Source organism: Pseudovibrio sp. WM33 (assembly GCF_001623165.1).
Classification (GTDB): domain Bacteria; phylum Pseudomonadota; class Alphaproteobacteria; order Rhizobiales; family Stappiaceae; genus Pseudovibrio.
Window position 1 is genome coordinate 419,468 of sequence record NZ_LMCK01000090.1, and the last position, 10,676, is coordinate 430,143.

At 46.6% G+C, this 10,676-nt stretch carries 8 protein-coding genes; 6 read left to right on the forward strand and 2 right to left on the reverse strand.

From position 1 onward, the window contains the following. Positions 1-49 precede the first annotated feature (49 nt). The gene (locus tag PsWM33_RS17220) at positions 50-1,321 is read right to left on the reverse strand and encodes an RES family NAD+ phosphorylase (protein WP_063301023.1); all 1,272 of its coding nucleotides are present in this window, start codon (positions 1,319-1,321) and stop codon (positions 50-52) included. Positions 1,322-2,004: 683 nt separating this feature from the next. Here PsWM33_RS17220 and PsWM33_RS27170 point away from each other — a divergent pair. From PsWM33_RS27170 to PsWM33_RS17245, 5 genes are all read left to right on the forward strand, one after another. After that, on the forward strand, positions 2,005-2,454 hold the full coding sequence (locus tag PsWM33_RS27170) for a hypothetical protein (protein ID WP_153039799.1): 450 nt from the start codon (positions 2,005-2,007) through the stop codon (positions 2,452-2,454). Between the two features lie 161 nt (positions 2,455-2,615). Further along, entirely contained in the window at positions 2,616-3,293 is a 678-nt protein-coding gene (locus PsWM33_RS17230; protein ID WP_153039800.1) for an ABC transporter ATP-binding protein, read from the forward strand. Positions 3,294-3,297: 4 nt separating this feature from the next. Continuing rightward, positions 3,298-4,518, forward strand: a complete 1,221-nt coding sequence (locus PsWM33_RS17235) for an ABC transporter permease (protein ID WP_063301025.1) — start codon at positions 3,298-3,300, stop codon at positions 4,516-4,518. 374 nt (positions 4,519-4,892) lie between these two features. Further along, positions 4,893-6,398, forward strand: a complete 1,506-nt coding sequence (locus tag PsWM33_RS17240; RefSeq protein WP_063297385.1) for a TolC family protein — start codon at positions 4,893-4,895, stop codon at positions 6,396-6,398. Positions 6,399-6,538: 140 nt separating this feature from the next. After that, the gene (locus PsWM33_RS17245) at positions 6,539-7,762 is read left to right on the forward strand and encodes an efflux RND transporter periplasmic adaptor subunit (protein WP_193778301.1); all 1,224 of its coding nucleotides are present in this window, start codon (positions 6,539-6,541) and stop codon (positions 7,760-7,762) included. A gap of 546 nt (positions 7,763-8,308) precedes the next feature. On the opposite strand, the gene PsWM33_RS17250 is transcribed toward PsWM33_RS17245, so the two are convergent. Further along, positions 8,309-9,049, reverse strand: coding sequence for an SDR family oxidoreductase (locus PsWM33_RS17250; protein ID WP_063292267.1), 741 nt, complete (start codon positions 9,047-9,049; stop codon positions 8,309-8,311). A 116-nt stretch (positions 9,050-9,165) separates the two neighbouring features. Between PsWM33_RS17250 and PsWM33_RS17255 the strand changes: the two genes are divergently transcribed. Beyond that, positions 9,166-10,062, forward strand: coding sequence for a LysR family transcriptional regulator (locus PsWM33_RS17255; protein WP_063301026.1), 897 nt, complete (start codon positions 9,166-9,168; stop codon positions 10,060-10,062). Positions 10,063-10,676: the final 614 nt, after the last annotated feature.

A 10,676-nucleotide genomic window follows, 5' to 3' on the forward strand; every position in this document is an offset into this window, starting at 1 on the left:
TATCAGCGGTTGATAAGGTACAAATCGATGGAGGCGCTATGAACCTAAGTTAGAATAGCAGTTCATCATCTTTGCCGTCGTAAAGAGATTCAGGTTTTGGAACCGTTGAGTGGACTTTTTGTTTCGCGTGCCTCACTCTGGACACTTCATGAGAGGAAATTGAACCTTCGACAACTTCGATCGCCGGATTTTCGATGGAAAGGAAAGACTTTGGCCTAGATCCAGCATCTTTAACGGTGGCCGCCTTTCCGAATATCGCGATATTTTTGCCATTCCCGTTTTGGGCTGATCGGTAAATGATCGCTTCAATCGTCTTCTCTTCGCCGCCAATCTTGAGCTTGTGCAGGTGCGTCAAATACTCCGAGACAACTTGCGTAGGAATATAATCCAAGTGTTCATCATCAGGGAGACATGGCCTGGCAATCTCATTCATGAAAGTTGTCATGAACTTCCACAATCTCATTCGTGTCACATAAGTCGGCGCAAAAACGTTGATCGCTTTGGGGCGTCCAGTAAACTTTGTTGTGTCGAGTACCAGTATGGGACGTGTAAGCTCGAATTTTGCCGCAATCACCGTTTCGCCAACTGCCGGGCGTAGCTCTGCCACGCAAGTGTCTAGGTCGAAAGCGCCATAAAAAGCTAATATACCTGATGGGTTCATACGACCCGCACGCCTTAGCTTCTCCGGAGGCGGGCCAAGTTGGCTGGCAGGACTTCGGGCAATCTGCTCCCTCTCTTCAATTCGGTTGGCTATACGTGCGCGATGAATTTGGACTGTTTTGTCGCCATTCTCTAGCCTATACACCACAGGGCCATTTCCGCCGTCTCGTAAGAGATGGAGACCATCGAAGATTGTTTGAAGCCTGAGCAGAGCACTCTGACTGAAGAACCGTTGCTCGTGCAAAATTTCACGCTGGAAATGCCGCCAAGTCAGGCTATGCTCTTCATAATTAGCTTCATATTGGACATAGCTTCCGTTGAGAGTATAAAAGGCGTCTTCGCCATCTGGAGACCAATAATCGTCGCCCTCTATTAGAGCATCTGCCAGAGCAGCGACGACCTCGCCATCATCAGCTTCCGTTAAGCCGTAGAGTACGCCGTGAAGATCATCCCCGACGAAATCGTCATAGATAGGATGGTAGTCCCCGAAGGTATATTGATTTCTAAATACTTGATCGACGATTCCGGCGACGGCGGAAATCGGAATTCCCTTTTTCGATGGATGAAAATCACAGCGGGTGTTTTGATACGCTGGCCTTATATCTTTGATCCTGCGCTGAAGACCCGCATCACCAAAACAATCTGGGCAAACTAAAGTCATATCAAAATTCTACCTGAACGTGTTTTGGGGTCAACGGAATGATTGGGCTTGTGTAGGCTGTTCCCTATCGAAGCCATATGGACAGATCTGGTGATTTGAGTAAGGAAGTATTTTAACCCATGATCACGACAACAGAAGTGAGCAGTGGGCAAAATACAAGGGTAGCCAGCGCTGAAGCTGTGATGGTGGTGAGGGATATTCAGCGTAAGATCCGCGATCGCTATTTCACCTAAGTCAAGATTTACATTAATTCTTGGAGGGCCACCCAGTGAAAGTATGTATTGACCCAGCTGTTTCTGCTCAGGGTATGCCGCTAATTTAAGTTCCTCGTTGGACGTCTTCATTGCAAGAGCCTGACGAGGCCTCGAGTTATTATAAAACTGAGCCCAATCGGGACTCCTCAACTGGCTCCAATTCAAAACCTACCTGAAGTTAAAACCTTGCTGAGACTTCTACAAGCCATATCATGACCAACATATTGAAATTGATGACAAGGGCCATTACCGGACATTCGCGCATTTCCATCAAGGGTTGATATGATCTGAGTGGTAGTCGCTTACGGAAGGGTGGGGTGCTCCGCCAAGTGATACGAGTTTGCCACATAAGCTTTACACAATCCTGGGTTGCTATCAATCTAACCCTCACCTCAAGAGAGTTATTTGAGACATAGAAAGGTAATGATTATGAGTTTACTGAAAGCAGCAATCAATGGCGCACTAATGTTCTCAGCTGTTGGCATCGCTAATGCCGCAGACCTCGATTCTATTTCGATAAAGGTTTCTTCTTCTTCAGCCTATGGCCCTCAAAACTATAGAAATTTGTCTTGTAGCGGTGTCGATTTTTGCTCGGTGAGTGTTAATCCATCGCTCTATTCCGAACTCACAGGAACTGTTTCATCTGGGTCTGGAACCGGCAGAGTAAGTTTTGATTACTATAGCTATCGAAACAGTTCTTATCACACATGTAGATATACTTTGTCATTTTCTTATTCTGATGGTAAAATTATTGATTCTGGAATGAGTATTTCAGCTATACGCACTGCAGGTTCATCGCGATGTAGAGTTGTTGCAAATCCAGATGTAAATAACGGGAAACTGTATACAACTGTCAGCTTCACAGGGCCGTATCGCTAACACAGTAGACCTTTGGCATCTCTGAATAAGTGCTCTTAAAGTTCGTAGAGATAATGTATTCGCTTTACTAAAGAGATTTCAGAGATGCTAACTACATTTCGATTATAATGTATACCGTCATCAAGAGGAAAATTTCTTAAATGCCAAAAAGAAACACTCTGATGTCTGCGATAAATATTGAGAAGGTATTCAGAAATGGAAGTGCTGATAGTAATTATTGCGTTTTGCGCGGCGTAAATATTTCTATAAATGAAGGAGAGTATAGTGCTTTACTCGGACCATCGGGATCTGGAAAATCAACTTTGTTAAGCATTTTAGGATTGTTGGATCGACCATCCAGCGGAACTTTGTATTTCAATGGCGTTGATACCTCAAGCATCAATGATAAGCAGATGGCACGCTATCGCAATGGATCTCTGGGGTTTGTTTTTCAGTCTTTTCATCTTATCGAGCGGTATACGGTTTGGGAAAATGTCGGGTTGCCACTGTTATATTCTGGGATTAACAGACAGCGTCAGTTTAAAGCATCCTGCCACGTTCTCAATATGGTTGGCCTCGCCGACCACAAGCACAAACTACCTTCGCAACTATCTGGAGGGCAACGTCAGAGGGTCGCAATCGCTCGCGCATTAATCAACCATCCTAAATTGTTGCTAGCTGATGAACCTACTGGGAACCTAGATCAAAGAACAGCACAAGAAATATTATCTCTTCTAGAATTTCTGAATAGAGAGAAGAACCTCTCAATTCTCATTGTAACTCATGACCTAAGCATCGCCGAACGTTGCAATAAACAGTTTCGGATACGCGATGGGGTGATCTCTGATTGCAGGTGTTAGGCAAATGAGTCGCGCGGACGAGTGTGCAACTGACAAGCGAAGTGTTTTTACACTTATCGCTGTCGAGGCAGCCTTTTCGATTTTTAATTTCAGTAGGAGTGTATTTCTCGCAGTAATTGGAATCTCGGTGGGCACTGCTGCAGTCATTGCTTTGATGCAAACTAATTATAACGCTCAGGAAGAAATTTTACAAAGCTTTCGATCAAGCGGCATAAACATCGCGGGTTTTCAAGTGCTACCATCAACAGACCGGCATGGCAGTTTAAGTTGGAGCGATGCCGAGAGTACTATCAAGAATACTAACGGCATCGAAAGTGTTGCGGCGATTAATCGTGTGAACGCTCAAGTCAAAGCGCAATCATATAATGCGCGCATCGACGTCTTGGCTGTAACCGATAAATTTTTTAGTATAACGGGTGCATATTTGTCGAAAGGGCGTATGACGTCAAGATATGATGAACATACAGCATTTGCTGTTGTTGGGGCAAATGTTGCAAATGCGTTTTGGGAAGCAAACGGCCGCATACTCACCATCGGAGAACATTTGTCTTTTGGTAAGTTCGAAGTTGTCGTAATTGGTGTTCTGAAAAGAACTCAAGAAAATCCTCTACTCAATATAGCCTTTGATGAGACAATATTCTTGCCCTTTGATGCAGCTCGCAAGCTTAGAGGGCAAGTCAGCATTGATCAATTAATAGTCAGTATGTCGGATGAAATAGAGATTGATCAAGTTGTAGAAGCGCTCAAAACAAAACTACTTAAGAATATGAAAAGTGGAGAGATTTTTACGATCTCCGCGAAGCAACTAATAACAAGCATGGCCTCTCAGAAAACAATCTATGGCTCGCTCTTAACTGCGACCGGCTTCATTTCATTGTTCGTTGGAGGTGTTGGTATCATGAACGTGATGTTGATGAGCGTCTTAGAGAGGCGTCAAGAAATCGGCATACGTAGAGCAATAGGAGCGAGAAAAAATGATATATTATTTATGTTTTTATGTGAGGCTATATTAATTTCTACTATAGGAGGGGCATTGGGTTCAAGTATTGGATTTTTTGTGAGTTGGATTTTTACTTTTATTTCTGGATGGATTTTTACATTCTACTTTCTTTCTTTGCCGATCAGTCTAGCCATGTCATTTATAGTTGGATTGTTTTTCGGGTTGTATCCAGCATTACAAGCAGCGCGTGTTGAGCCGCTTGTTGTGCTTAGAGCTAGTTCGTAAATCTGAATGTTGCGATCAAACATCAAAGATAATTGTTGCTGAAATGGAAGCTACTTCATCAATTCGACTTTATTGTCATTCGGTAGATTGTGTTTCTTTAAAAACCTATAGTGCTATCCAGAAAATACAACTAATTTTAGTTTATGCCGTATTTTTTGTTTGTGCTTGTTTTCGGATGGCAATTCAGTTCGTCTCTTTATGCTCTGCCTTTAGGGGGCTGATAGCAGTTGCTATGGGGTTATTTTTGGGCAGTTACCCTGTAGTTTGGGCCCCCAGACTACATCCAGTTACAGCCTCAGGAGCTTTTGATGCTGTTTACTAAGTGTTTATATAACAGGCACTTATACTTGGGATTCCGGATTGCAGGCATCAAAATGGCGTTTGTTATCTGCCTGCTCTTATCAGTTGCCGTTCATGCAGCCTCTCCTTTGCCAAAGCCGCGACCTGAGTTTGGCCAAGCAACATCATCGGAGATACCGATCCCATCACAAAAACCAAATCAGCTTGTCTCTCAAGCTGGCAAGAAGATTTCACTGCAAGAAGCAATCTTCATTGGATTGAAAAGCAACAGGACGATCGAAAGTGCCTGTATCTCGCGCTATGCGGAAGCATACAATCTGTCAGTTGAGGAAGCGCAGTTCGAGCCACAATTTAGCTTTTCTGGAGAGTTGAGTCAGTCTGCAAGCCGCACTCAGCATACTACCCGCGGAACGGTTTCGCCTCAAGCCCAACTCAAAACGCCTTCGGGAGCACAGTTTAAGTTTGCCTGGAGCAATGGTGGAAACTTAAGCAAAGAATTGCAGGACTGGTCCTCTTTCGCTGAGTTTACTGCTGAGAAGCCTCTACTCAGAGGCGGTGGTGTTAAAGCGAATCTAGCATCACTTCAACAAGCACGCCTTGCAGAAAAAGCGAATATCTTGCGTCTGGATTCAACCGTGGCCGAAGTCATTGGAAACATCATTTTTTCTTATCGAGATTTGCTCTTAGCGCAGGAGGAGTTGAAGCTGGCCAACCTTGCAGTCGAACGCGCAGAGAAGCTGATAACCAACAATGAAGCTCTCATTGAAGTTGGCCGAATAGCCGCATTGGACATCATCCAAACACGCGCTGATCTGGAAAATCAACGCTTGCGCGCCTTGCAAGCCACTCAAAACTTAACCACCGCGAAACTGCAGCTTGTGGATCTTCTTGCATTAGATCTGGATACTTCAATTATCGCGATAGAGGCTCAAGAATCAGGCGATGTCACCATCAGCATTAAGCAATTGGTCACCGTTGCCTTAGCCAACAGGCCAGACTATCTGGGGCAACTTAATGTCATAGCGCAGGCAAAGTACAATCTGATTGCTGCGGAAAACGCAAAACTCTGGGATCTTAATTTATTTGCTCGTGGTCGCTACGGGCTAGAGGGCGGCTCTCAAGCAAACTGGCAGACAACTTCAGAGGCTACTGTGGGCTTTAGAGTTAACATCGAACTCAACAATCCAAAGCCTCAACGCGACTATGTGCAAGCTTCCACAACCAAGAAGATCGCATATGTGCGACTTCGCGAAATCCGTCAGGGGATTGAGAAGCAAATCAGGAGATCTGCAAATGAGGCCCGGCTTTTATGGAAACAGATCAAGTTGGCCGAAACTGCAGAGGAACTAGCGCGAAAGGCTGTCGAGGTTGAACTCGCCAAACTCAATGCGGGGCGCTCAACCACTTTTCAGGTCCAAACTCTGGAAGATCACCTGCGAGATCGAGAAATCCAACTTCTCACTGCCCGCATTGGATACTTAAATGCTCTGACCCGGTTGGACCTGCAACTTGGAACCAGCCTTCAAACATGGGGCATAAATCTGAAGAAACCTGGAGGCCTCAGAGCGCCATGCTATTGAACGAGCACGTAGAACCTCATTCCGCTTCTGATGAAAATATAAGCGATGGAAACGATCACAACAGCCCAAGGCATACCAAGCAAAGAGGCAATAAACGTCTGGCACGAGTAGTAAAGCTCTGCGCACTTGGGTGTCTCATTTTGCCTGCAGGGTTTTGGCTCGCAAAAGAAGTTAGCGAGAGAGGTCAGGCGATTGCTCAAACTGATTTGCAACAGCCTGCGTTTTTTGAAGTGCAGCCGACAAATCTCACTCACCATCTGACAGTGGTGGGAACAATTCGTGCCCACAATAGCTCGATACTATTTGCTCCATTTGATGGTCTGACCCGCACTGTTCACGCGACTGTTGGCAGCAGCGTGAAGGCGGGAGCCATTCTGGCGGTTATTGATACAGCAGACATTGCCGCTGAGTCCCGAGCCGCAGAAGCAGACTTCATTAAAGCAAGAGGTGTCGTGCAGTCTTTAAAAGACTGGAGAGCGAGCGCAGATTATCAGCGCTCGCTCCGAGCCTTGCTGCTTGCGGAAGCAGAACTGCTCAATCTTCAAAAACAGACGGACATTCTTGCAGATCTTCTGAACAGAGGAATAGTACCTCGGAACGAGTATGAAGCATCACAGCGCCAAGTCAGCCGACAGATTTTGAATGTTGAGAGCCAGCAACAAGACCTGCGACAATTGGAACAGGCAAGCCAAGGGCAAAGCGTTAATCTGGCAGAGCTGGAGCTAAAAAACGCCGGGGACCGATTTGAAAGACTTAAAGCTCTCAAGGAAAACGCAACTGTGAAAGCTTCCAAAGATGGAATTCTGGTATCCCTTCCCAGCGTTTCTGATGGAGGCCAGAGAACTATGACTATCGAGGCAGGGCTTCAGTTGAAGAAAGGGCAGCCAATTTTTGCAATTGCAGATTCAAGAGTATTTATTGCTGAAGGCCAGATAGATGAGAATGATGTTAGTAAAATACGCGTCGGGCAGACAGTGGAGATATCGAGTGAGGCCTTTCCCGACCATAAATTTGAAGGCGAAATTGCTCGGGTGAGTTCTGAGGCTTTCGGATCAGCCAGTGGTCGCCAACGGCCGGCTTTTCAAGTTCAGGCGAGATTTGAACTCAAGGACAACATGCCTGCTCAGAGTGTGCGCCTAGGAATGTCCTCTCGCATCAAGATCAAAACCTATCAAAAATCAGATGCAATTGTTGTTCCGCTTGAAGCCATCAGTCATGACAACGACAGTCCTTATATCACTGTTCGTCAAAATGAATTGAGTGTGATTGAGCAGCGAAACGTTGAATTGGGAGCTACGACTGTTTATGGGATCGAAGTCACCAAAGGTCTGAGCGCTGGAGAAACAATAATCATGCCGGACTGAATTGTTAGGAAACAAGGTGATATTGAAAATTACTCAATTCCTAGGCCCCGCCTTGGTCCAAGATTTGCATCCGTTGCTCGAGCATCAAGAAATATGCAAGCTATGAGGGGCAATGGTGCTTGCTAAAGTTTTCCTAGCTCATTTGATCTATCAAACATTAGCAGAGCAATTCTATCTACAGCTGATTTTCTTGGGCAATTTGACAAGCATGAGCTGCCGACTACTTCTAGACTAATGATGTGTTGAGTAAGATCTACTTTAACTAGCCTCTCCCATTGGCTGTGTTGTTCCATATTCAGACCAATGACAGCTATAGGTCACTTAGTAACAAACTGGCCAGAATCGACCTATGGTTGAAGTCACGCACTGGCCGTAAGCAATGAGATTTAGGTTGAATGTCTGCAAATGGTCAGACAGTGACATATCGAGAGTAGTGTAGAAAAGATGATCGAAGCCTCTGCACAGACTGCTCGATTGTGAACTAGAAACGTCAAGTTCATTACTCAAGCAGATAGAACTATATCACGCCTGCATTTCCAATGGCGATCAGACTAAACCGCCATTGGCGCGCACGGTTTGCCCGTTGATCCACGCACCGTCGGAGCATACGAGGAACGCCACAACGGCGGCTATATCCTTCGGTTCGCCGAGACGCTCCAGCGGTGTCATCTGTGACATACGATTGATGACCTCCTGAGGCTTCCCATCTAGGAAAAGCTGGGTTGCGGTCGGACCGGGGGCCACGGCGTTGACGGTGATAGATCGCCCGCGCAGTTCTTTAGCCATGATGGCCGTCATCGTCTCAACTGCGGCCTTGATCGCAGCATAGACGCCGTAAGTTTCGAGTTTCAATCCGACAACACTGGTTGAGAAGTTCACAATGGCACCACCATTTCGGAGACGTTTGGCTGCCTGACGTAGGGGGTTGAACGTGCCCTTGAAGTTGATCGCGACCTGACTATCGAAAAGAGCGTCATCACTTTCTGCAATGGTGGCTAGCTTCATAATGCCTGCATTGTTGACGAGGACGTCCACACCGCCGAAGGTTTTCTCGGCCATCTCGAACATTCGCTTTACTGCTGCCGCATCGGATACATCCGCTTGGACCGCAATAGCATTATTGCCTGTCGCCTTGATCTTTTCGACAACTTGACGCGCAGCATTTTCATTGTCTGCATAGTTTATAACTACATTGAACCCGCCTGCCGCGAGGTGTTCTGCAATCGTAGCGCCGATCCCGCGTGAAGATCCAGTTATGATTGCAGTTCTGTTTTCAGTAGTGCTCATGTCTTTTTTCCTTTCCTGGATCAACCAATGCTGGTTGTGATTATTAAATAGGCTTTCTCGTTATGTGGATAATCGCGTACAAATCGTCATCACTATTCTGCTAAGTCGGATAATAAATGGATCGCATTAATGCTATGAACGTCTTCACACGGATCGTGGAAGTTCGAAGTTTTACCAAAGTCGCAGCCGATCTTGGCTTGCCTCGATCAACGGTCACGGATGCAGTCAAGGGACTTGAGGCCAGATTAGGTGTCAGCCTGTTACATCGTACTACCCGCGTTGTGCGTCCAACGTTGGATGGTGAAGCTTATTATCGGCGTTGCCTATCTATCCTGTCGGAAATTGAAGACGCCGAAGATGCCTTTGCTGCGACAAAGCCCAAGGGGATGCTACGCGTTGACGTGCACGGGGTCCTCGCACGGCATTTTTTGTTGCCGACATTGCCTGATTTCCTGGAACGCTATCCCGACATTCAGATCCATATCGGTGAAGGCGACCGGCTGGTCGATTTGGTGCGTGAAGGTGTGGATTGCGCTCTGCGGGTCGGTAATCCAATTGATAGTGATATGATCGGACGCAAGCTTGCTGATCTGGACGAGGTGACCTGCGCGTCACCGGATTATCTTGAGCGGTTCGGCACACCCTCAACGATTGACGCACTTGAAGGGCACCAGATGGTCGGTTTTTGGTCCACCGCGACAGGGGCAATATTGCCGCTTGAGTTTGTCCAAAATGGCAAGGTTCAGATCTTTAAGCTTCCTACACCAGTGACGGTCAGCGGAGCAGAAGCCTATGCACAGTGTGCATGTCTCGGCCTTGGTATTATTCAAAAGCCGCGCTACTCTGCGGCTGAAGACCTCAAAGCAGGGCGACTGGTTGAATTACTCAAAGATACACCGCCAACGTCGTCTCGGGTATCGATTTTCTATCCGCGCGACCGATACTTATCGCCAAGGGTGAGAGTGTTTGTAGATTGGGCGGTGAAAGTTTTTATGAAAACTTCCCCAATCTGACCAAAACATCTGCCCCTTGGAGGTTTGCTTTAGCTCGACACAACTATTTACATCCACTTACAATGTAGACTGCTGCAAGAGATATGAGATCGACCTGAAGTTGAAGTCTCGCCTTGGCCAATCATGCCTAGAATTAGGTTGAATGACCGCTTCTCTAATCGGGCGTTGAGGTCAAGCTCTTTTTCCTTTTCATTCGGATCATATCCATGTCCGGGTCACGCTTCTCTTCGCAGTCTGGGTCGCTCTTTACAGTGAGCGGCTGCATGCATGTGCCGGAATGGTTGTAGAGAGCCACGCTAATGGACGCACTTTCATGGCGCAGCAGACATTTTCGGCTTCATCTACAAACCTCGTCCAGAGAGAACGATCCTGCCGTGATACTTAGGTCAGGCTATATCATGCAACAACCTCCAAGCCATCACGACAGAATGATGTGTCATTGACCCACATGCGGTGCATGACAACTGCCAGCTTTCTGGCCACAGCAACAACGGCACGTCGCCGGCCCTTGGTTCACATCAAGCGCATCCCCCAGGTCTTGATGCTGGATCCACCGGTACAGCGGGTTAGCATCGCATTGGCAGCCGTATAAAGGGCAGAGCGGACCTCCATGT

Bases quoted from the DNA above. Each gene is read 5' to 3' on its own strand.
- PsWM33_RS17235 (WP_063301025.1), top strand. From the start codon at position 3,298: ATGAGTCGCGCGGACGAGTGTGCAACTGACAAGCGAAGTGTTTTTACA.
- PsWM33_RS17230 (WP_153039800.1), top strand. From the start codon at position 2,616: ATGTCTGCGATAAATATTGAGAAGGTATTCAGAAATGGAAGTGCTGAT.
- PsWM33_RS17255 (WP_063301026.1), top strand. From the start codon at position 9,166: ATGGATCGCATTAATGCTATGAACGTCTTCACACGGATCGTGGAAGTT.
- PsWM33_RS17250 (WP_063292267.1), bottom strand. From the start codon at position 9,049: ATGAGCACTACTGAAAACAGAACTGCAATCATAACTGGATCTTCACGC.
- PsWM33_RS17240 (WP_063297385.1), top strand. From the start codon at position 4,893: ATGGCGTTTGTTATCTGCCTGCTCTTATCAGTTGCCGTTCATGCAGCC.
- PsWM33_RS27170 (WP_153039799.1), top strand. From the start codon at position 2,005: ATGAGTTTACTGAAAGCAGCAATCAATGGCGCACTAATGTTCTCAGCT.
- PsWM33_RS17220 (WP_063301023.1), bottom strand. From the start codon at position 1,321: ATGACTTTAGTTTGCCCAGATTGTTTTGGTGATGCGGGTCTTCAGCGC.